The sequence below is a fragment of the Vibrio sp. SCSIO 43140 genome (assembly GCF_023716585.1).
GTDB classification, from domain to species: domain Bacteria; phylum Pseudomonadota; class Gammaproteobacteria; order Enterobacterales; family Vibrionaceae; genus Vibrio; species Vibrio maritimus_B.
In genome coordinates this window covers 771,911-794,707 of sequence record NZ_CP071851.1, presented here as the reverse complement: position 1 = coordinate 794,707, position 22,797 = coordinate 771,911, and the positions used below count along the sequence as shown (strand labels likewise).

The following is a 22,797-nucleotide window of genomic DNA, read 5'->3' as shown; positions in this document are numbered from 1 at the left end:
CTTAAATCAGTACCTGTTCAGTGTAAGACGTAAAGACTAAAAATTCTCTTGGACTATGGTCTAATGACATCGACGTCATTAGATCTTCTGCTATAGTTTTCCATTCATCAATTTCTGACGCCAAATGAGATTGCTGCTTGGTATTAATACTGTTAACTGCAAGCGCAATGTACTTAGCAGCCAACGCGCGATTGTGCGCGATCTTAGCGGCAAGCTCTGGAGTGTAATAGCTTTCTGAATCATTCAAAAAGCGCTGGAACTCAGGCTGGTAATAGGCAAGGTCTCCACGGCGGTTTAGAAGCTGACGCATGTAGTAATTCATCTGCTTACGGTGTTCCTGCCAGTCAAATACCGTGACTTTCATACTGCTTGCCCACTCTTTAGCTAACAGCTTTTGCGTATCATTGACAGAGCCGAACCAACGCTCGAAGTTTTCCTCTATGCGCTCGTGATAAATCTCCCGAACCTCATCGTCATTCATACCTTCATATTTCTTTACGAAGTCTCGATTTTTTTCTTCAAAGTTCTCAATGAGTTCTTTTACTTGCTCATCACTCATTTGCTGAGTCAAAGCGTACAAGTCAGGAGTGATCTGCTCTACCAGGCGCTTGGTGTGTGTTTTGACCTCATCCATTTGTGCTAGCACATAGTCGCTATCTACTTGCTTAGGGTCTTTATTACTAATAGCATCGAGCTGTTTGACGTACTGTGGTAGCTCATTTTCTTTATGCCATTGCCCAAGCACAAGAATCCGTTCACTAAGAATGTCCTCCTGACCATCGTTGAGCGTGACATAGTCGTCAATATATTCCACCAACAACCAATCTAGGTTGCTATAGAGAAACTTAGTCGTACAACCCGTAATGACAAACAGCAAGCCAACCGCCCATAGCCTTGATTTCTTGAACACTTTGCTCTCCATTTCAATTCTTAAAACCCGACAAATGCTTATACGCCTTCTACAACAAGATTAGATTGAAAATGCAAAAAGCGCCCATCAAAGGGCGCTTATAGTGCTTTATTTTCGAGCTAAGGGTTCTGAGAGGATTATGAGCGGAAAGCCATTGCTCCCTTACCCACACCTTCATAAGCGACAACCTGCAATGACTGCTCAACGGGCATGGAAGCCTTCACTTCATCGGCTATAAAGTTTGCAAGTAACTCAACGGTCGTATCTGTATCAAGAATCTCAGTCTCATGCTTTGAAATCGCGAGCTCAAATTCCCCTTGCGGCGCCTGATAACGGAAACCAAAGTGGGTTGAGTCATCGATTCCTTTCGCTTGTTCGCTAAGACTTAATGTAGAAATATCGACTTGGTCTTCTTTAGACCCTAAATAAATGTCTTGCCAACGCTTTGCGAACGCTGACTCTTTTTCTTCATCTCGCTGACCATCCACGATAAGCTCTATCGGTGAACGGTGTCCATGAGCGATGCGTTGGCAGTTACCATCGTGTTTTTTCAAGCCGTGAGTGTAGTGATAAAACGCGCCATTAATGTTTTCATGGCGAAGCGTAATTTCAAGACCTTCAACGTTTTCCGGCAAATTACCGTTTAGGACCTGGTAGATGTATTGCGTTACCGCCTCAATGGTGATTTCATCGGAATCGATCAAACAAAACGCTTCATCGGGACTGTGTAGATGAATACTCTTCTCACTGCGCATGAAATCGAGTGTCGAATAACCAGCTTTAGTGGCAGCGTGGTGCACGGCACTGCTTTTCATTGGTACCAGTAGGCGGTGATCGACATACTCATCGATAAGACGTTTGATCTGTTTCTTAACTTTGCCAAAGTCTAGCACCATGCTCATCTCGTTGAGCTCACCGGACAAAATGACGTCCACGATCCAACTTTCTCCCACCATGCCTCGTGTTTCGCAAAGGTAAGAAGAGTCGATAACGGTAAGATCTCTGACAAATAGATTCAAACTGGGTTCCTTATTGATAGTAGTTGTCATTACGCTCGGACTGCGCATTATACCTATGTCACAAAAAGAAGCATGCTATGCGTAAAGAAAATTTCTGATTTTTAATATCTTGAGACACATCAAGTCTAGTCTATGAGCGTTTATTGGTCTCGAAACGAACAAAAGCTCCCTATGGGAGCTTTTGACTCTTCAGTTTATCACTTTAAATCTGTGGTCTTGCTGTCTCATTAGTCGACGGTGGCAAATGAGGCAATGTGATTACAGGCTGCTCTCCGGTAAGAGAATGAAGAAACGCGGTGATTTTCTTCGCCTCTTGTTTTGTTACTGGAATGCCCAGTTGGATATCCGCCATCACCTCTACCGCTTCTTGTAGATCCCACACAGAACCATCATGGAAGTACGGATAGGTGAGTTCGATATTACGCAGCGTCGGCACCTTGAACACATACTTGTCAAAGTCATTACCTGTTATAGCGGCTCTACCAATATCTGTATTGTCGGTTTCAAAAGCCTTTACCAAACCCATCTTCTGATACATCTGCCCACCAGCCAATGGACCACTGTGACAAGAGGTACAGCCCTTCTGCTTGAAGAGCGCGTAGCCTTCTACTTGTTCTGCGCTAAGTGCACTGTCGTCACCCCTAAGCCATTGGTCGAAAGCAGAATTGGGAGTACGAAGTGTTCTTTCAAACGTTGCAATAGCATCGGTGACTTCGGTAATAGTAAAGTCTTCTTTTCCATATGCTTCTTTAAACCATTCTCGATATTGCGGAATAGATTTTAAAGTACCAATAGCTAAGTCATGAGAAAAAGCCATTTCAATTGGGTTTTCAATTGGTCCGGCTGCTTGTTCTTGCAAGTCTTTTGCGCGTCCATTCCAAAACTGTACAAAATTCAAATCGGAATTAAGTACCGTTGGGGAGTTAATTCCACCTACTGCCCATTTATGGCCAATTGAGCTAGGTAAATTATCCACCCCACCCTTCGCCACATTGTGACATGAATTACATGAAATAGTATTTGAAGCCGAAAGCCGAGGTTCAAACCATAGCGTCTTACCGAGCTCAACCTTTGCGCTATCTAATCCTGTAGCAGGCTCGATAACTTTGATAGGCTCACTGCTTTCGCGAGAAGCGTAGGCACTGCAAGACACAACCACCATCATTGATATAATAATATTTTTGTTCATGCTACTTCCTTTTGTGTATTCAACAACAATTTGGCATGCAAGATTTAATAAAATTTTATAGTTATATTGACGCCGAATTTAATATTCGACTTAATCCATCCATTTGGTTTGGAAATAATAATTAACAGAACATCACAAATATAATGCAAAAACTCGATTGGATTTATAGAAAAAAGGAATGTTAAAACCTATTCAAGCCTGTAGCCCTTGAATATATAATGACTACGTCGTTAGTAATGATTTTGTTAGTACAATTCATTCACACATTCTTTACGCATTCGATTGATTCAAATCAATTTGTTAGGCATTAGCGTACGGCACTTCGCAGTATAACCAAACTCAGCTCTTTCTTGTCAATTAACACTGTAAATGCCCAGTTTTACGAGGTTTCAAGCTCCCACCTATCAACAAAATGGTCATCCGTTATTCCTCTGGTAATAATTGATATTCCAAAAGGTTTTTTACGTTGGATTACCATAGTGGCAAACCAATTGGAGTCGTGATTATGAAAAAAACTGTCTACGCCGTTGCACTTACCTGCCTCACCTCATTCTCTAGTTTTGCGAATGTGATTGTCGATATGGAAGGTGTTGACGAGAAAGACTACGTCTATGACTTACACAAATGTGAAGAGATGGCCGGTCAAGTGCAGAAGCAACAAGCTTCCGGTGGTGCGATCAGTGGTGCAGCCAAAGGCGCAGCGCTTGGCTCAGCTGGGGTGGCTATTGCTGGCGGTTCAGGTACTGAGGGTGCGAAGAAAGGCGCAGCTGTGGGTCTTGCAGCAGGCGTTCTCGGTCGCGGGCGTGCCAACAGAGATAACGCAGAACAATATAAGCAAGACCAGCAAAGTGTTGTCAAAAACTGCATGACCAATCGTGGATATGTCGTATTAAACTAACTCGTTCGAGTAAAGTTACATTTCTATTCTATACAAGGCATTGAGATACCCTGAATCTTCATATACGTTTATAGTAATTTCATTCACTTAATGGATATCGACGTATATGAACGATCTCAATGCCCTTCGCGTATTTCTCACTTTAATGGAGACTGGCTCTACCTCTAAAGCCGGTGTCGCTTTGGGTAGATCGCAGTCGTATATCTCCAAAGTGCTTGCCCAGCTGCGCGAAGAGCTCGATGATCCTTTGTTCGTAAGAGATGCAAGCGGACTCACTCCAACAAGTTATGCGATTGGACTGGAGCCAAAGCTAAAGCATGCTATCAGCCAAATTACAGACGCTCTTAAGCCCGATACATTCGCCCCTAGCGCTGTCGATAAAGTAACAATACATTTAATCGAGCCTTACTTAATTTCATGTGGCAAAGAGATAATCCAAACCATACGTCGGCACACAAACGCGCCTATAGAATTAAGAAAATGGAGTAAGGTGTCCGAGTCATTGCTTCTCACCGAGCAAATTGACATTGGTGTTCATGCGCTGACAGACAGGCCGCAATCCATTTATCAGAAATACGTGCATACCGGCACCGGTGAACTGTATGGCAACAAGCAAGGCGAGTTTGTAAAGTACTTAGTCGATGACTTAAACGAAAATCTCAACTTATACAAACTCCTCCAAAGCGACGCAGAAGCTACCCTCTTTGTCGATAACCATGCCTTGATGACGCAGTTACTCGATGACTGCTACACACTCCGCTACCAAATGTCTGAAGATCCGGAAAGTGCACCTGTACAACTAGACTTAGCAATACTAGCCAAAGCAACTCGCAAGAATGAACACAAGATCCAGTGGCTAATATCAATAATCGATCCAATTCTAAAGCGATATAGGCCACTTTCCTACGAACGACTATCAGCAATTTCTGACAACTAACCAGCTACAAAACGTTCGTCAACCACCAAAAAAGCTGCAAAGTATATGAAACTTATTTGTTTATTTTTGAAAATGGCGAAAAGCTAACCTATTTTTATCATTGATGTATCGAATCGCATCGTTAACGATAAAAAGGACGTCATTATGAGAAAAACAGTGGTAGCAGCATCAATAATAGGTGCCATGACGGCAGCAGTACCCGTCTTGGCCGATGAAGGTTTCTACTTGGGTGGTCGTTTAGGGGGTTCGCAGCTCTCCGACGCCTGTAACATTTCTGGCGCAGAATGTACTGATAGTGGCTTCAGTGCAGGTTTCTTCGCTGGTTATGATTGGAATGATTATATCGCGTTAGAATTCGCTTACGATTGGCTAGGTAGCTATAAAACATCGTTTATCGAAGGTAGCACTGGTTATCGCCAAGACGCGAACATGAGCGCATTAACGCTCGCTCCTAAATTTGCTTATCCGTTTACTGAGGACTGGTCTGTATTTGGTAAGATTGGTGCGGCATACACTACTTATGGCGATCGTAACGCTACTGCTCTAATGGGGGGCGTTGGTGTTGAATACGATTTTGCAACGGCATGGTCCGGTCGTCTTGAATACCAACGTATCAACGATGTTAAAGACGATTGGTTTAATACTGACGTTGATACATTCTGGCTGGGTGTATCTTACTCATTTGGTAATGCAGCTGCAGCTGCTGCCGCGGCGACCGCTGCTGCAGTAACTCAAGCACCGGCTGAAGAGCCACCAGTAGTAGAAGCTGTGGTTATGACCAAAACATTTGAGCAAGTGTCTGGTCAAGAGACCTTCGCATTTAATAGCACAGAGCTAGACGAAGAGAAGAAAGCTGATTTTGATCCTCTCATCGCACTAATGAAAGAGCATCCAGAAGCGACAGTGACTATTGTCGGTTACACAGATTCATCTGGTCCTGAAGAAGTAAACCAACGTATTTCTGAAGAGCGTGCCGAATCTATTGCGTCTTACTTAGAGGCTCAAGGTATTGATCGCTCAAGAATGTCAGTAAGTGGTATGGGCGAAGCCAACCCAGTTGCAGACAACGCTACATCTGAAGGCCGAGCTCAAAACCGTCGTGTAGAAATCACGGTACCGGAGTTTGAGTACACAGTTGAAGAGATGATGGAAAAAACTCAGTAATCTCCAGTAATCATCTAAAAGCGGGTCCGATTGGACCCGCTTTTTTATTTGAATAAACTAGGCTTTGAGCGCCTGTTCTAGGTCAGCCAAAATATCATCAATATGTTCAATCCCGACAGACAGTCGGATCATTTCAGGTCTCACACCGGCTTCTAGCTGTTCGCTTTCACTCATCTGACGGTGAGTTGTCGATGCTGGGTGGCAAGCCAGTGATTTGGCATCCCCAATGTTTACCAAGCGTTTGAATATCTGCAGCGCGTCGTAGAACCTGACACCCGCTTCGTATCCATCTTTAAGACCAAAAGAGAGAATTGCAGAAGGCTTACCCTTCATATACTTACCTGCTAGCTCATAGTACTTAGAGCTTTCGAGTCCAGCGTAAGACACCCAGCTTACCTTCTCATGATTTTGCAAGAACTCAGCAACTTTAATGGCGTTCTCAGTATGGCGCTCCATTCGCAGTGACAGGGTTTCTAAGCCTTGTAACAACATGAAAGAGTTCATTGGTGATAGCGCAGAGCCTGTGTTGCGCAGTGGCACGGTTCGAGCACGACCAATAAACGCTGCAGGACCAAATGCTTCGGTGTAGACAACACCGTGATAAGAAGGCTCTGGCTGGTTAAAGACTGGGAAACGATCTTTGTGTTGATCCCAAGGGAATTTGCCAGAATCGATAATAACTCCTCCAAGGGATGTACCATGGCCGCCTACGTATTTAGTAAGCGAGTGGACTACAATATCCGCACCAAACTCGATGGGTTTACATAGCACAGGAGTCGCGACTGTGTTGTCCACAATGACCGGCACACCTGCTTGGTGAGCGAGCGTTGAAATGCCCTCAATATCAACAATATTACCTGCTGGGTTACCAATAGATTCACAGTACACCGCTTTCGTGTTTTCATCGATCAGCTCAGCGATCGATTCCGGGCTATCATCTTTAGCAAACTTTACCTGAATGCCCTGCTTAGGCAGCATGTGTGCAAACAAGGTATATGTACCACCATAAAGTTGTGGTGTGGATACAATGTTGTCACCCGCTTCCGCTAACGTCAAAATCGCATAGTTAATCGCGGCACTACCTGCGCTTACCACTAAACCCGCAATCCCACCTTCTAACGCCGCCATTCTCTGCTCAAGCACATCGTTAGTAGGATTCATGATTCGAGTGTAGATGTTGCCAGGTACTTCTAGATTGAAAAGGTCCGCACCGTGCTGGGCACTATCGAACTCATAAGCAACCGTTTGGTAGATAGGTGTTGCTACCGACTTGGTTGTTGGATCCGTTTCGTAACCGTGATGTATTGATAGAGTTTCGTCTTTCATCGTTATTCCTTTCACGTAGTAGTCCAAATGGTTTAGGCGCAAGCCACTTCAATCACAAAGTAAATTTTTGCGTTAGCCCCAAAAAAGTCTACCCCAAACCGCCTACAATAACAGAGACTAGGACCACTAATGTGATGTATGGACACGAGATGAATAGCGAAAACAATCGAGCTTTAAATTCCGTTATCGGTGCGTTGGTTGCCGATGCCGCGTCAATGGGCTTTCATTGGCTTTATGACCAAGTCGCCATCAAGACCTTATCCAACGGCACTCCAGAGTTTCATGCTGCTAACGAGAAGGACTATATAGACAAAGGCTACTATGCACATCATGGCAAAAAACCTGGGGATTACTCTCAGTACGGCGCCCAACTGATCGCAATGTTGGATGCTCTAGCAGTGCATGGCAAATACGAAGAAGCTAGTTATATTCGAGCATTTCGTGATTGGTTTGATCTTGGTGGAAAATGGTGCGGCTACATAGATAAGCCCACTAAACTCACCATACTCAATATTCATGCCCTAGAAGCTCAAGAAGAACCACTTAATCAAGTGGGCGCTGATGATACTCAAAACCCTGCCATATCAAAGCTACCCGCACTTTTGGCAATTCATCACAGCGACGAAACACTTAATGACCTTGTCGAGTCCGCTGTTAGAGTCACTAACAACAATGACAATGCCGTCGATTATGCTCTAGCTTCTGCAATGATGATACGGCAAGCGATAGCAGGGAAAACGCCCGCTGAGTGCGTGAAAAGCGCTAAAGGGATTTCTAAAGTCTCAGATAAGGCGATACAAGCAGCCGAAGAGCGAATTCTGAAACCATCAAATGAAGTGGCACAGGAACTAGGGATGCACTGTGGGCTTGAGGCCTCATTAGCGGTGACCGCTCATCTTCTTCTCAATGCCACTAGCTACGAAGCATCGATTCGGGAGAACATACTGTGTGGTGGAGATAGTTGCGGCCGTGCGATTATACTCGGCGCGGTGTTAGCCGCGTGCTATCAGGGAACAGACGAAGACATTCCGCGTGACTGGGAATTGAAAGTATCGTTACCAAAATCGTTGCTAGCGTGCCAGAGACTGGTGTTTAGCTAGTCACCTCGATTCTACGAGAACACTCAGGGGATTGAACTCCCCTGAGCTTAGTTATTTGTGTAAGAGCTCACGCAGCATAGAAATCGAATGCTGGCTGAAGACTCTGACTTCGTTGGCTTCTAACAAAGCGGCTGTCACGCCAGAGCCATCAACTTTGATCCCTTGAAAGCTCCCATCATAAATATTTGAACTACCACATGACGGACTCGCTTCAGCGAGAATCGCGTACTTAATATTCTGTTGATGGCAGATTTCCAGTGCATTCCTTGCACCGACTAAAAATTGATTTGTAACGTCAATACCATCATTTCCAACAACGCTCGCTGAGCCTCCAATTACATCGTTCCCCTCTCCACCGATGATTTCTGCAGGGGCCCTTGGCGTTGTTAAACCTGACGAAACTTCAGGACAGATAGCGACTAGTTCGAAGTTGGCGTTCAACCACTTAAGATCAGACTCGGAAATTGATAAACAACTGCCGTTGTATCTTACTTTGTTTCCTAACAAGCAGGCGCTGACAAGTATCTTTTTCAACGATTTACTCCGCAACAACAAACTCAATCACGTACAACTCATCTTCTCCCGGATAAATTTCGCGAATCACCTCTCGCAGCTGAGGAAGCGTCATGTTTTCTTGAAGAGCATGCGTTTCGTTAATATCGTCAAACGATATTGGTGTAATCGACAGGATCTTGAGGCTACCGAACACCCTACCATCCTCAAACGTGGCAACAGGTATAGTGCGGTTAAGCGCAAAGTCGATTTCTGACTTATCGCGGATGGTGATTGTCTTTTTACCCGACATGATATCGGCTTCAAAGCGTTCGAAAAAAGTGATTTGGTCACGCATTGTGTTCTGTCTCCTAATTGACCAAACTAACGGTGCTGCCTACTCGAGATGCATGGACATCCAAGCGAAGCGACATTTGTTCTTTCAGCTCCGACACGTGAGAAATAATCCCTATCGTGCGGCCTGATTGTTGTAGCTCGACGAGTGTTTGAACTGCAAGATCTAAAGATTCCGGGTCTAAACTACCAAAACCTTCATCGATAAATAGCGTATCGAGGCGAATGCCGCCGCTGTATGACTGAACGACATCAGAGAGGCCCAATGCCAAGGACAACGCAGCCATAAACGACTCACCACCCGATAGCGTCGCTACGTCGCGCCATTTACCCGTGTAGGCATCCTCGACAATGAGATCGAGACCTGAGCCTGCGTTACCTTTCGTTCGGGCTTCTTTGCGTTTTAAATCGTAGCGACCTTTACTCATCAGTCTTAAACGCTGTGACGCCTGAATCAGCACATCATCAAGCAATACGCCGAGTACGAAGCGGTGCAGGCTGATTTTGTTGCCCGTGCGACCATTCGCTACATCGCTCAGTGTCCCTACTACTTGATATTGTTTATCGAGCTCTTCATTTTGCTCACGTAGCGCATCAATACGCTTGCGCACTTGAGTAAGGTTATTGAACTGAGACTGGTGCATTTGGAACTGCTTGAGTGCAGACTGATACGTCTCCTCCATTTGCGACTTAACAAGCTTTAACTGCTCTACATCGGGCAGAGTCTGCTCGCCTATCTGAGCAGAGATAAGATTTAACTGCTCTTTGATACGAATGCCGTCGTGCTGATATTGCTCTATACGTTGGCTAAGCTCTTCAGCCTGAGCATCAACTAACTTCGCGTTCAGGAACGCGTTCTCATCAGTAAATGGACTGCTGGATAATTGCGATTGCCAATGGCTTTGAGCGTTAATTCGTTCTTTTTCGCGTTCATCGAGGTCTTTTTGTAAGGTCTCAAGATGTGATTCGAACTTAGCTAGCATTTCGCTCGCTTGTTTCAAAGACTCTTGGGATTGTTCAAGTGCCTTAGCTTTTTGAGCAATATCTGACTCTAACACTTGCTGACGCGCCACCACGGCTTGGGCGTTATCAAAGCCCGTGTTATTACTTTGCGTTAGCGAACTTACGACACCTTGTAAGTGTTGCATCACGTTAGTAGCATCGGTAATTAATATGGCCTGTTGTTCAAATTTAGCCTGTAGCTGCACACGTTTATCTGAGGATTGCTTCAACTGACGCTCCAGGCTATCGAGGTCGATAGCTTGGAGTTTCGCTATTTGGCTCGTAAGCTCAGCAATATTTCTATTCACGGTTTCAGCAAAGCGTGGCAACTCGGTGGACTCAATACCAAGTGAGCGCAGTGTGTCCTGTTTTCTTTCCGATAGCGAAGCTAGTTGACTTTCTAGCTCTGTCTGCTTTTGCATGTATACGGTGAGTGCTTGGCTCGAGCGAGCTTCTTGGTCTCTTAACGCATTGACTTGATCAAGCGTCACAGCCTTTTCTACTGACTCGGCAACTTTAGGATGGTCCAAACTACCACACACGGGGCAAGGCGAGCCGGTTTCTAAGCTCGCAGCAAGTAAAGCTGCCTGACCTGTATGCCACTGTATTTCCGCTTCTGTCCTCGTTTGTTGCACTTGTTTAACCTCGGTCTCCTGCGCAGAGAGCGATGACATGAGTATTGCTTTCTGTTTTAGACCTTCCTGCAGAGAGGCTTCGATACTTGAAAGGCTGAGTAGCGACTGCTGCTTCTTGGTTTCAAGATCGAGTGCAAGGGTTAGTTCATTTAACTGAGCTTTTTCTTTTTGAGCACGAGTAAGAGAGCCATTCAGCTCCTCTTCTTGCTGAGTAATCAGCTTTAATTGATCGCTCAGAGCAGCTTGATTTGCCGTCAAGGATTGGACTTGTTGACTCGCATTAGTGAGCTCGATTTTTTTCTCATCGAGTTCTTTCAATCGACCGATTAGGGCTTTAAGCTCAAACAGCTCTTGGTGTGAAGCTTTCATCCCTTCATTTGCTTGGTGAGCGTGTTCAAAAGTCGCAGTCGCCTTCGTTTTCTCAGCTTTAGCTTCTGAAATCTTAGTAAGGCCATTCTTGATACGATCAGATAGTACCGACACCTCTTTGCCAAGTCGCACGCTGCTATCGTAGCTGCTCTGAATTGCTAAAGCAGATTTATGTGCATTGAGCTGAAGTGTCGCTTGTTGAATCTCATCCGATCTTTGATTATGCCTAGTTTGAGCTTGCTCTAGCTCCGCCTTAGCTGTGAACTTTTGCTCAATCTGCAGAGCAGCGTCTAAGGTTTGTTGAGCATTAGCTCTCGCCGTTTCTGCTTGTTTAAGCTCTGCTTCGGATTTTTCAATAATCGGCGTCAGCTCTGCTAAAACCTGAATCAGGTGCTGTTCTGACTCAATTGAGGCGACATCTAAAGCACCTTTTATCTGATTATCAAACTCTTCTTTAGCTTTGCGAATGCCCGCAGCACGTTCAAACAAAACACGCTCTATGGTGGTATAGATCTGGGTTTGAAATAGCTGACCAAAAATAGACTCGCGCTCTTTAGAGCTAGCAGTTAACAGCTCTCGAAATTTGCCTTGTGGAATCACCATTACTTGACGGAACTGCTTAACATCTAGCCCAATAAGGGTTTGGACTTCTGTAGCGACCTGTTTAGGCTTACTGGCAATCAGCGTATCGGTATCGAGGTTAATCAACTCGGCAGAGTGAGACTTCTTGGTCATCCCCTCACCGCGCTGCTTGGGTACTTCTTGGTCTGGACTACGAGTGATTTGGTAACGCACGTTAGCGAGTTCAAACTCAAAGGTAATCGTCGTCAACAGCTTGGCATCTGCGTAATCACAACGCATCTGGTCACCGGTGCGCTCACTGCCCGTCGTTTCGCCATACAGGGCGTAACAAATAGCATCTAGAATCGAGCTCTTTCCTGAACCCGTCGGACCGTTGATAAGAAATAGTGGTGACTCACCCAAAGAGCGAAAATCTATCTGTTCGACACCAGAAAATGGGCCAAAGGCTTGCAGAGTCAGTTTAATCGGTTTCATTCTACTTACTGCTCCTCTGTCTGTTTACGCAGTGACTGTAATACATCCGAGACCATGTCGGTTTGATCTTCTGTCATTGCATCACCCTGAACCTCAAGGAAGAAGTCTTGGAACATATCGATCTCTGAGCGCCCTAGCCTCGCTTGCCCCATTTCGGTCTCTACGCCAATCAGCATGCCAGGCTTCTCTAAATGAAGAACATTGGGATACACCTCGCGAAGCTTCGCCATTGGGTCTAGGATCGCGTGTTTGTCCGTCAGCCTGACTAACAGATAGTCATCTGCATTTGGGTCTTGCTTACCCTGCTCAATAAGGTCGAGGAGGTCACCTTCGATAATACGCATATCGTGAGGTGCAGTAAGAGGTACGGTTGATATCACAGGCTCAGTTTGACCAGGAGAAAGCTCAACCAAGGTCATACCTTTGTTGTGAAACTGCTCAGAGAAGGAATATTTCATTATCGAGCCGGAATATCGTATGTGCTCTGCTCCACGCTTTTGCGCCTGATGTAAATGACCCAGAGCGACATAATCGAACTGCTTAAAGTGCTCATAACTGACTCGATCAGCGCCACCAATTGAAAGCGTACGCTCAGATTCACACGTCTGCGCTCCATCTATAAAGCAGTGGCTCAGTAGGACATTTTGCTTTGAATAATCCACCACTGCATTTAACTGTTCAGCCATATGTTGGTGGGCTTCATCGTGATTACTGACCGAGACTTTGTAGTGATGGCGTACTTGCTCAGGATCGGCATAAGGTAAACCATAGAAATACACTGAATGACCTTGCTTATCGGTGATTTCTATCGGGGTGGTGATTTGTTCTAATGAGCTAATGATATGCAGACCCGCTTGGCCAAACTGTTTTGAACCGAACCCAAGTCTTTTGGCCCCGTCATGATTTCCAGAGATCATGATGACAGGGATAGCAAGCTCTTGAACCACGTGATTCAAAAACTCATCCAAAACTTCAATGGCAGACGTTGGCGGTACAGAGCGATCGTAGACATCCCCTGCAATAAGCAGTGCATCAATATCATTCGTAGCCAAGTAGTGTTTAATTTGTTCGAGGACGTGTTTCTGGTCATCGAGTAGAGACACGTTGTGAAACTGACGACCGAGGTGCCAATCGGAAGTGTGGATAAATTTCATTCAGTTCAATTTGTTATGGTCCAACCTTAGCATGCAGTATATCACTGGACGCGTGGTGACGTCTGCAAACATGCTAGAGGTTGGTCAAACATTGAGGTGAATGAGAGCGCAAACTATGCGCCTAGTTTGATGGCTCTTTTGGCAGAACTAAGGTGAAGCAAGCGCCGCCTAACTCACTATGGCTGACTTCTACATCGCCACTATGGCGGAGCATAATATGCTTTACGATAGCAAGCCCAAGCCCATAACCACCTGAAGCGCGATCTCGTGCTTTGTCGACGCGATAGAAAGGGTCAAACAGACGCTCCCAGTGCTCTGGGTCAACACCAATGCCGTCATCATGGACTTCAATCGCGACTTGATCATCATCTTCAGTGAGTTTCACAAGGATCTTGTTCTGCTTGTAACGCTTAGCATTACTAATCAGATTCACCAACGCGCGACAGACGAGGAATCTGTCCATATCGACTATGATGTCTTGCGCATCGACCTGTAACTCAAAACTCTGACCAAGTTGATTTTGCCATTTGTCTTGATGCTCAAGTAACCAAGCGGCAATATCGATACTTTCGACATCCAAAGCTGCGTCTGGTCGCTCTACTCGTGCATAGTACAAGAGCTCATCAACCAGATGTTCCATCTCTTCGGTATCTTCAATGATACTTGCGAGTTGTTTTTTCGCATCAGGGTCGGTGATTTGCTCCATCAGCACTTCGCTTTGCCACTGAATTCTAAAGATCGGTGTGCGCAGCTCATGAGCAACGGCATTCGTGAGCGCCTTGTTACTCACCATGAGATTAGCGATTTTTGTCGCCATACGATTAAAGGTTCGATTAAGTCGACCTAGCCTCACCCACTGCTTTTCCGATGCTCTAGCCTCAAAGTTTCCACTCGCAAATTCGATGGCAGTCTTCTCTAAAACCCGCAATCGACGGCTTAAGAACCAGATAAGAACAAAGCTAAATGCGACGAATCCTGCCAAAAAGAATAGCCACACAGAATCATTCGCAAATTCAATAGCTTTTAATAGCTCTGAGTCTGGATCATCAGACATATGGAAGTAGTTTGGATTGTTATCAAACTTGAGCCATAGATGATCATGGTCATCGAGCAGAAAATGAATACCCGGGTTTTGATCAAAGTGTTCTGCAACTTCTTCAGGAAGTTGCTCAACTGAATGAGCATCGAGAAGTCGATGCGTCTTTTCAGCAAAAGAGGTGAGCAGTTCAATTGCTTTCTCATCACTCTCATTGGTCGAGACATGATTCATGATGTCTCTAAACGCTTCTACCCTTAGGTTAGCGTCTACAAGATCAACGTCAGTTTTACCGTAAATAACGTACTCATAGCCAAAAATACTCGCTGCGAACAGTAAGATAAGACCAATGAGTGACTCAAGAAACAGGCGCCACACAGTAACGAACCTTACGCTTTCCAGCCGTCAGCGACGAACAAATAGCCTTTACCACGAACGGTAATAATGCCTTTGGGGTTGGTCGCGTCGTCAAATAACTTTTTACGGAGCGTTACAATACGGTTATCGATCGTGCGGTCAATACCATCGTAGTCGATACCGCGCAGCTGGCGCGTAAGGTAATCACGCGATAGCACGTCTCCTGCAGATTTAGCTAGTAGCCACAACAAATCAAACTCACTATCCGTAAGCGAGACTGCGCTCTCCGCAAGGTGACAGCTACGGCTACTTTGGCAAATCTTTAAGCGACCGATTTGAATCGTATTCGACTCAGTGGCTAGGCCTTCGTCCGTCGGACGACGAAGTAAGTTTCTCACTCTGGCGAGCAATACTCGTGGTTTAATAGGTTTAGAGACAAAATCATCTGCCCCGGTCTCCAATGCGGCAACGTGGTCAAAATCGTCATCGCTCGCGGTAAGCATCAAGATTTTGCCGTTGTAGCTGTCACGCACTTCGCGGCAGATCGATAGACCGTCTTGGCCTGGAAGCATTAAATCGAGGATTGTTACGTCTGGTTGAAACGATTCAATAAGTTCCACTGACTCGTTTCCTTCATGAACTGTTTTTACTTCAAAACCTTGCGTTTTAAAGTAGTCACCAAGCATCGCGTTTAGCTTTTCATCATCTTCCACGATTAACAGTTTTTGATTTACCATCGTTCAATCCACTACATCTATCGAATTTGCCGCAAAGATACATAAATTTACAGAATACTACAAACCTCAGTTATTCTAGTTTTGTAGGTGTATTCTTATTGAGAATCCCGTTACAAATCACTAACAAACAAGAGATTAGCTTTATTTTACAGTCACTTAAAAACTGGCTATTAATCGTTCAATCAACGATGATGGTTAAAAAGGCTTGATTAACTGATTCTGTTGATAATGTAGAGAATTGTCAGGACACCTTGACAGTCGATTACAAAACAAAAAGCCCCTCAAAGGAGGGGCTTTTTAATGAGTTCTATGTTAATTACTCATCGTCTTCTAGTGGCACCAGTTTAGTGTTTCCACCATGGATCTTTTCACGGCGATGCTGGATAAGCGCATAGAAGCCAGGGATAAGGAACGTACCTGCCAATAGCACACACAATAGACCACCAACTAGGGAGATACCTAGTGAGTTTTGACTGATGTGACCTGCACCCGATGCAAAGATCAGTGGAATCATGCCTAGGATAAACGACCAAGAGGTCATGTTTACCGCACGGAAACGCAACATACCACCGCGAACTGCCGCATCATCAACTGGAACATCTTTCTCTTCACGTTCAATTTTGGCGAACTCCACGATAAGAATCGCGTTCTTCGCCGCCATCGCTATGAGTAGGACGAGACCTATCTGAGCGTACAAGTTCAGCGGAATACCCGCTAGGTTCAACGCTATAAACGAGCCTAGTGTCGCCACCGGCACCACGAGTATGATGGCAAGGGGGATACCCCAACTCTCATACTGAGCAACCATGAATAGGTAGATAAAGATCAGAGCAAGCGCAAACGCATAGATTGCTTGGTTACCTGCTAGGATTTCTTGATAAGCCATACCTGTCCATTCGTACTGGTAACCCATTGGAAGTACTTCTGCAGCCACACGTTCCATTGCAGCGATCGCATCACCACTTGAGTAACCCGGTGCTGGTTGACCCTGGATTACCGCACTGCGGTACATGTTGTAACGCCATGCTACATCTGGTTCAAAGACCTGCTCGTAAGACACTAGCGTGCTTAGCGGGATCATCTCACCTTTAGATGAGCGAACGTGGAATAGTTGAAGATCGTCCATACCACTACGGTATTCAGCATCGGCTTGCATCGTCACGCGGAAGTTCTTACCAAACATGGTGAAGTCATTCACGTACAACGAACCTAAGTTACCCTGTAGCGTTTGGAATATCGACGATAGCGGGATACCCAATTGCTGCGCTTTCTCACGGTCAATGTCCACATAATAGTGCGGAACATTGGCACGGAAAGTACTAAAGGTATAAGCGATCTCTGGCTGTTGGTTCGCAGTTTGAATCACATCCTGCATAACCATCGCGAGATCCGTTCGGCTTCGACCCAGTGTATCTTCCAACACAAATTCAAAACCAGACGCCGCACCCATACCAGGAACTGCTGGAGGACCCATTGCAAACACAACCGCGCCCGGAATTTGCTGAGCAGCCATACCGTTAATACGCGCTGCAATAGCGTTCGAAGAGTGGTCCCCTTCAAAACCATTACGGGTATCCCAGTCTTTTAGCTTGATGAACAGCGATGCACCATTCGATGCTGCCGCGCCAGTCATAAACGCATAGCCATTCGCCACAGTGATACCATCGATACCAGGCTCTTGCTCAACCAAGTTAACCAACTTATCGGTTGTTTCTGTGGTACGAGACAAAGAAGCTGAATCTGGTAGCTGAACGTTAACCAGCAAGATACCTTTATCTTCCTGCGGTACAAACGCCGTAGAGGTGTTTTTCGCAAGGAAGGTTACTGCGCCAACCGCAATAATAAAGAAGGTAACCAGCAGTACTGCCTTCTTCACTAGGAAACCAGCAACTTGACCGTAGCGCAGTGTAATACGCTCTAGTGCGCGGTTAAACGTTTGGAACCAGCGAGCCGTATTGCCACCACCCTTCTTCAGTACCAACGAACAGAGTGCTGGCGACAGCGTCAGTGCGTTGATCGAAGAGATAACTACCGAAATACAGATAGTCAGAGCAAACTGACGATACATAATGCCGGTAATACCAGGCAGCAACGTTACCGGAATGAATACCGCAAGTAGTACCAATGTCGAGGTAATGATTGGCCCTGTCACCTCTTTCATCGCGATTAACGTCGCTTTTCTCGGTGACATATCTGGGTTGCGTTTCATGATGGTATCAACGTTCTCGATAACAAGAATCGCGTCATCCACCACGATACCAATCGCTAGGATGATACCAAACAGCGTCACCGTGTTTACGGTAAAGCCTGTCATGTTCATCACAGCAAAGGTACCGATTAACGATACTGGAATCGCAACAACCGGAATAAGCGTCGCACGAGCACTACCAAGGAATAGGTACGTTACCGCAATAACCAGAATGATCGCTTCGATTAGGGTCTTAACTACCCCTTTGATCGACTCAGCAACAAACACGGTCGTATCGTAACTGGTCTCGTATGCCATACCCTCAGGGAAGTTCACACTCAAGCGCTCAAGAAGGTCCATCACCGCCTTGCCACTTTCTAGTGCGTTTGCATCCGATTGAAGGTTTAGCGCCACGATAGAAGCGTCTTCACCACGGAACTGACCACTACCATCGTAGAACTTCTTACCAAGTTCGACACGAGCGACGTCTTTAAGGTAAACCGTTGAGCCATCCGGGTTTGCACGCAGAACGACGTTCTCAAACTCACCAATAGACTCTAGACGACCTTTGGTTACTAGGTTGAACTGCACTTCTTGCGGGTTAGCGTAAGGTGCTGCGCCCACTCGACCTGCTGCGACCTGCACGTTTTGTTCAGCCAGCGCTGCATAAACGTCAGAGGTAGTCATCTTTAGGTTGGCAAGCTTGTCTGGGTCTAGCCAAACACGCATTGCATACTCACCACCACCGATTACGTTAACTTCACTGATGCCCTTAACGCGAGCAAGCTGGTCCTTAACGTTCAGGTTGATGTAGTTAATCAGGAACTTGTCATCATAACGACCGTCTGGCGAGTAGAAGTTCAATACCATCAGTAGGTCAGGAGAACGTTTTTTCACCGTGACACCAACCATACGAACTTCTTGAGGCAGTTTCGATTCAATCTGCGACACTCGGTTCTGTACGTTAACCTGAGCCATATCAGGGTCGGTACCGATGTCAAACGTCACATTGAGGTTATATGAACCATCGTTTGCACTCTTTGAAGACATGTAAATCATATCTTCAACACCGTTCACCGAGGTTTCTATCGGATCGGCTATCGCCTCCTCTACTACCTCTGCACTTGCACCTGTGTAGAATGCTGTGACACTGACCGATGGCGGACTGATTTTTGGATACTCAGCAACAGGCAACACCATCAAAGAGATGGCACCTGCTAGCGTGAGTATGATTGAAATGACCAAAGCAAACTTTGGCCTTTGAATAAAGAAACGACTTAGCATCTATTACGCACCTTGATCTGCTGGCTTCGACTCATCGATTCGAACAGGCACGCCATTCCTTACACGCTGTAAGCCTTGAGTGATGACAACATCAGTCGGTTTCAGTCCTGATTGGATGATGATGCCAGTTTCAACTTGAGTACCAAGTACAACATTGCGACGCTCAGCAACGTTCCCTTCCGTTACAACCATAACGAAATCGCCTTCAAGGTCGGTCTGAACCGCACGGCGTGGAACTGTCACGACGTCAATCGCTTCTTTTTCCATCAATTCAACACGAACGTGCTGACCCGGAAGTAAGCGCTGCTCTGGGTTTTCAACAATGGCACGCATCGCCAATGTACCCGTGTTTAGGTTGATACGGTTACCCAAGAAGTCGATCTTGCCTTGCTGATCAAACACTCGGCCATCTTCTAGAATGATATTCACCGCAACACCATTAGACTCGTCAGAGCCGTCTCCTTCGATGGCATCCATACCCAATGCAAGACGCTCACGCTCACTGATACTGAACGATGCATAGATAGGATCCATACTCACCAGCGTCGTCAACACACCTGAAGAAGGAGAAAGCAGATCACCAGTACTGACTTTACTGTCGGAAATACGACCCGTGAATGGTGCGCGAATGGTGGTATAAGAGAGGTTCACTTCAGCCACTTTTAGCTGAGCTTTACCGGCTTCAAGTTGCGCTCGAGCGCTCATTAACGTTGCCGTTAATGCATCGAATTCAGCTTGAGATATATTGTTGGATTTAACGAGGTTTTTGCCACGCTCAAAATCAAGCTCAGCTTTTTTAAGAGCCGCTTCAGCTTCGGATACCATCGCTTTCGCGCTAGCTACCTGAGCTTCGAAAGAAGAAGGTTCAATGGTGTATAACTCTTGACCTTTTTCGACAATTTGACCTTCTTGGAAATGACGTTCCATCAAGTAGCCCGTTACCTGAGCGGTAATGGCAGTATCTTCTACCGCGTCCATACGTCCAATGTAAGACTTGCTTTGTTGATGTGGGACGACCTCTACGGCAGTAGTCTGCACAAGAGGTGCTGGCGCGTTTTGCGTCGCTGTTGTTGATTCACCGCAACCTGCTAAGAACAGTGCAGAGATAACGCTAGCAACTAGTATTTTTCTAGGCATTGAAACACCCTATTTATCTTCTGAAATTGGAACAAGCTTTGGCAGACTAACAAATCACAAGTCCGATGAATGTCCGAGAAGTATTAATAGTTACTACGAAAGTGTTTCAAAATATAACAAGCTGTTTTTACGACGCTTTTTCACTTTCCGGCGGGAACGCGAGATCATGTAATGTCATAAAATCAGAACGAATTTCTTGCTCTAGGTGCGTGGCGAGTTCTGTTGGGCAAAAAATCATGACATGGACGATTTGCTCGCCCGTCGCGCCACTTGAGATATGAATATGTGGCTCTGAGCCCGGTAGGTCCACACCGGCATGTTTTTCTATGACGCCGTTATAACGTCTAGCAACATCGATAAAGCTCTCACTATGGTGCTCTATTTTAGCCGTCAGTTCAGGTAGCAATGGGAATAGGTTTTTAAACCCTGGAACTATGATAGAGAAGCCATGGTAAACATAGCGCTTCATAAAGTTGAGATTCTTTACCGGATAGGTAAAAAACATGCTGTTAGGTAGAGTTATGGTTTTTCCTGTGAAATGGTATTGACCATGATAAAGATCGATCTCTTGTATCACGGTCGCCATCAAATTGTGTTCGATGACTTCTCCACTCGTCTTACCAACTTCAATCCAATCACCGATACGAAAAGACCGAGAGCTCGCGCGCTGAATCGATCCCGTGAAACACAGAATAATTTCTTTGGAAGCTACCACAATAGCCACAGCAATCGCTGTCACCGAGAGCGCAAACTCGCTAATTTCTGACTTCCAGACCAAGAATAAGGTCACTACGATAATGGCAAACGAGCCATTTTTGGTGCGCGACATCCATTTACGCTGGTCCTCAGACAAAAACGCCACATCTCCCCGTATTCCTGACAGGGTTATGCGGCGTATTACGAGTATGAGAGTGACAACCAAGACGCTCAACAGCAGTTTGTTTTCTGCCAAAAATGTGATGATTTTTTGAACGTCTTCCATGGTCGCCTACTGCTGCATTATGAATGTCTCCTAACGATAACGAATCGCTGTGTCTTTCGCAATTTGCACTATCACATTCACAGCCAATTCCATCCCTTGAAGGGTAATAAACTCATGAATGCCGTGGAAATTGTAGCCACCAGTGAACACATTTGGACACGGTAAACCCATAAACGAAAGTCGAGCCCCGTCCGTGCCACCGCGAATTGGTTTGATGTTTGGTTTAACTTCACACGCTTCCATTGCAGACTTAGCAATCTCGATAATATGTGGGTGAGGCTCCACCTTCTCACGCATGTTCGAGTAGTTGTCAGTGATCGTTAGCGACACTTTGTCACCATGAGCATTAAACACTGCTACCTTATCTTCTAGATAGGCTTTACGTCTTTCTAGCTCGTCACTATCAAAATCACGAATAATGTAATTCAACGTCGACTTAGTGACAGACATCTCTGCATTGCTTAAATGATAGAAACCTTCATAACCAGATGTGCACTCTGGCGTTTCTGCTGCCGGCATAGCAGCATGGAATCTTGACGCTGCCGTCATCGCATTAACCAATTTACCCTTTGCGGTGCCTGGATGAACGCTCACACCAAGAAACTCAACCACAGCGGCTGCGGCATTAAAGTTTTCATATTCAAGCTCGCCGACAGGACCACCGTCCACTGTATACGCCCACTCTGCGCCGAATTTCGCTACGTCAAATAAATCGGCACCGCGACCAATTTCTTCGTCGGGAGTGAAGCCAATTTTAATGTCTCCGTGAGGGATCTCAGGATGCTGAAGGAGATACTCGACGGCTGAGATGATCTCTGCAATACCAGCTTTGTTGTCAGCACCAAGTAGAGTTGTACCGTCTGTCGTAATGATGTCGTGACCGTGCAAATCGTGAAGGTCTGGGTATTGAATTGGGGATAAGACTTCATCACCTTTGCCAAGCGCAATGTCACCACCTTGGTAGTTCTCAACCAGCTGTGGTTTGACGTTTTTGCCTGACGCATCGGGTGCCGTGTCCATGTGGGCAATAAAGCCGATCGCAGGCACTTGCTCTTGGATATTCGATGGAAGGGTTGCCATCAGATAGCCATTAGCATCTAAAGAAACGTTTGATAATCCCAGTGAGTTCAACTCTTGCTCAAGAAAACGAGCAAAATCTATCTGTCCTGGAGTACTCGGGCAGCACTCTTGCGACGGGTTGGATTGCGTGTCAAACGTGACATATTGAAGAAACCTGTCGAGAAGACTTGTCATATTTTCACCTATAGCTTTGGGGGGAATCTCTAAACTCATCATACGGATTAAGCCCCGAGGGAAATTGCGATGAATCAGGTTTATCTGATTTGAAGGTAACTTTCTTAACTTAATATACTCATTTACAAACAAATATACGCCTAACGACCTACGCCCTAGGTTCAGCGTTAGAGGGGGGATGTGAGTTATATATCTAACTGGAATACTAAGTGACAGT

General features: G+C 45.6%; 18 protein-coding genes. 4 read left to right on the top strand and 14 right to left on the bottom strand.

Annotated elements, in window-relative coordinates:
- Position 1 precedes the first annotated feature (1 nt).
- From J4N45_RS22055 to J4N45_RS22045, 3 genes are all read right to left on the bottom strand, one after another.
- The gene (locus J4N45_RS22055; protein ID WP_252017017.1) at positions 2–910 is read right to left on the bottom strand and encodes a DUF6279 family lipoprotein; all 909 of its coding nucleotides are present in this window, start codon (positions 908–910) and stop codon (positions 2–4) included.
- Positions 911–1,047: 137 nt separating this feature from the next.
- Positions 1,048–1,929, bottom strand: a complete 882-nt coding sequence (locus J4N45_RS22050) for a 6-pyruvoyl trahydropterin synthase family protein (protein WP_252017015.1) — start codon at positions 1,927–1,929, stop codon at positions 1,048–1,050.
- Positions 1,930–2,131: 202 nt separating this feature from the next.
- Positions 2,132–3,118 carry a cytochrome-c peroxidase gene (locus J4N45_RS22045; protein WP_252017014.1) on the bottom strand — a complete coding sequence of 329 codons (987 nt, stop codon included), beginning with the start codon at positions 3,116–3,118 and terminating at the stop codon, positions 2,132–2,134.
- Between the two features lie 505 nt (positions 3,119–3,623).
- Between J4N45_RS22045 and J4N45_RS22040 the strand changes: the two genes are divergently transcribed.
- The 3 genes from J4N45_RS22040 (at position 3,624) to J4N45_RS22030 (ending at position 6,117) form a co-directional block, all read left to right on the top strand.
- Entirely contained in the window at positions 3,624–4,016 is a 393-nt protein-coding gene (locus J4N45_RS22040) for a glycine zipper family protein (RefSeq protein WP_252017013.1), read from the top strand.
- A 106-nt stretch (positions 4,017–4,122) separates the two neighbouring features.
- Positions 4,123–4,953, top strand: a complete 831-nt coding sequence (locus J4N45_RS22035) for a LysR family transcriptional regulator (RefSeq protein ID WP_252017011.1) — start codon at positions 4,123–4,125, stop codon at positions 4,951–4,953.
- A 144-nt stretch (positions 4,954–5,097) separates the two neighbouring features.
- Positions 5,098–6,117: an OmpA family protein gene (locus J4N45_RS22030; RefSeq protein ID WP_252017009.1), complete on the top strand. Its 1,020-nt coding sequence runs from the start codon at positions 5,098–5,100 to the stop codon at positions 6,115–6,117.
- 57 nt (positions 6,118–6,174) lie between these two features.
- On the opposite strand, the gene J4N45_RS22025 is transcribed toward J4N45_RS22030, so the two are convergent.
- Positions 6,175–7,443, bottom strand: coding sequence for an O-acetylhomoserine aminocarboxypropyltransferase/cysteine synthase family protein (locus J4N45_RS22025; protein WP_252017007.1), 1,269 nt, complete (start codon positions 7,441–7,443; stop codon positions 6,175–6,177).
- 149 nt (positions 7,444–7,592) lie between these two features.
- On the opposite strand from J4N45_RS22025, the gene J4N45_RS22020 reads away from it, so the two are divergent.
- Positions 7,593–8,543, top strand: coding sequence for an ADP-ribosylglycohydrolase family protein (locus J4N45_RS22020; protein WP_252017005.1), 951 nt, complete (start codon positions 7,593–7,595; stop codon positions 8,541–8,543).
- Between the two features lie 51 nt (positions 8,544–8,594).
- On the opposite strand, the gene J4N45_RS22015 is transcribed toward J4N45_RS22020, so the two are convergent.
- The 10 genes from J4N45_RS22015 to pepT all read right to left on the bottom strand — a co-directional run bounded on the left by J4N45_RS22015 (position 8,595) and on the right by pepT (position 22,580).
- Positions 8,595–9,077: a 2-thiouracil desulfurase family protein gene (locus J4N45_RS22015; protein ID WP_252017003.1), complete on the bottom strand. Its 483-nt coding sequence runs from the start codon at positions 9,075–9,077 to the stop codon at positions 8,595–8,597.
- 4 nt (positions 9,078–9,081) lie between these two features.
- Positions 9,082–9,393 (bottom strand): N(4)-acetylcytidine aminohydrolase, encoded by a 312-nt coding sequence (gene yqfB, locus J4N45_RS22010; RefSeq protein ID WP_252017001.1) that lies wholly within the window; start codon positions 9,391–9,393, stop codon positions 9,082–9,084.
- 13 nt (positions 9,394–9,406) lie between these two features.
- Complete coding sequence (locus tag J4N45_RS22005; protein ID WP_252017000.1) at positions 9,407–12,451, bottom strand: AAA family ATPase; 3,045 nt, start codon at positions 12,449–12,451, stop codon at positions 9,407–9,409.
- A 5-nt stretch (positions 12,452–12,456) separates the two neighbouring features.
- Positions 12,457–13,605 (bottom strand): exonuclease SbcCD subunit D, encoded by a 1,149-nt coding sequence (locus J4N45_RS22000; protein ID WP_252016998.1) that lies wholly within the window; start codon positions 13,603–13,605, stop codon positions 12,457–12,459.
- A 121-nt stretch (positions 13,606–13,726) separates the two neighbouring features.
- Complete coding sequence (locus J4N45_RS21995; protein ID WP_252016996.1) at positions 13,727–15,019, bottom strand: ATP-binding protein; 1,293 nt, start codon at positions 15,017–15,019, stop codon at positions 13,727–13,729.
- An 11-nt stretch (positions 15,020–15,030) separates the two neighbouring features.
- On the bottom strand, positions 15,031–15,735 hold the full coding sequence (locus J4N45_RS21990) for a response regulator (RefSeq protein WP_252016995.1): 705 nt from the start codon (positions 15,733–15,735) through the stop codon (positions 15,031–15,033).
- A 316-nt stretch (positions 15,736–16,051) separates the two neighbouring features.
- Positions 16,052–19,207 carry an efflux RND transporter permease subunit gene (locus tag J4N45_RS21985; protein WP_234496903.1) on the bottom strand — a complete coding sequence of 1,052 codons (3,156 nt, stop codon included), beginning with the start codon at positions 19,205–19,207 and terminating at the stop codon, positions 16,052–16,054.
- Between the two features lie 3 nt (positions 19,208–19,210).
- Positions 19,211–20,344 carry an efflux RND transporter periplasmic adaptor subunit gene (locus J4N45_RS21980; protein ID WP_234496904.1) on the bottom strand — a complete coding sequence of 378 codons (1,134 nt, stop codon included), beginning with the start codon at positions 20,342–20,344 and terminating at the stop codon, positions 19,211–19,213.
- Between the two features lie 127 nt (positions 20,345–20,471).
- A complete protein-coding gene (locus tag J4N45_RS21975) occupies positions 20,472–21,326 on the bottom strand; it encodes a mechanosensitive ion channel family protein (RefSeq protein ID WP_234496905.1) in 855 nt (284 codons plus the stop codon).
- A 30-nt stretch (positions 21,327–21,356) separates the two neighbouring features.
- On the bottom strand, positions 21,357–22,580 hold the full coding sequence (gene pepT / locus J4N45_RS21970) for a peptidase T (RefSeq protein ID WP_252016994.1): 1,224 nt from the start codon (positions 22,578–22,580) through the stop codon (positions 21,357–21,359).
- Positions 22,581–22,797 lie beyond the last annotated feature (217 nt).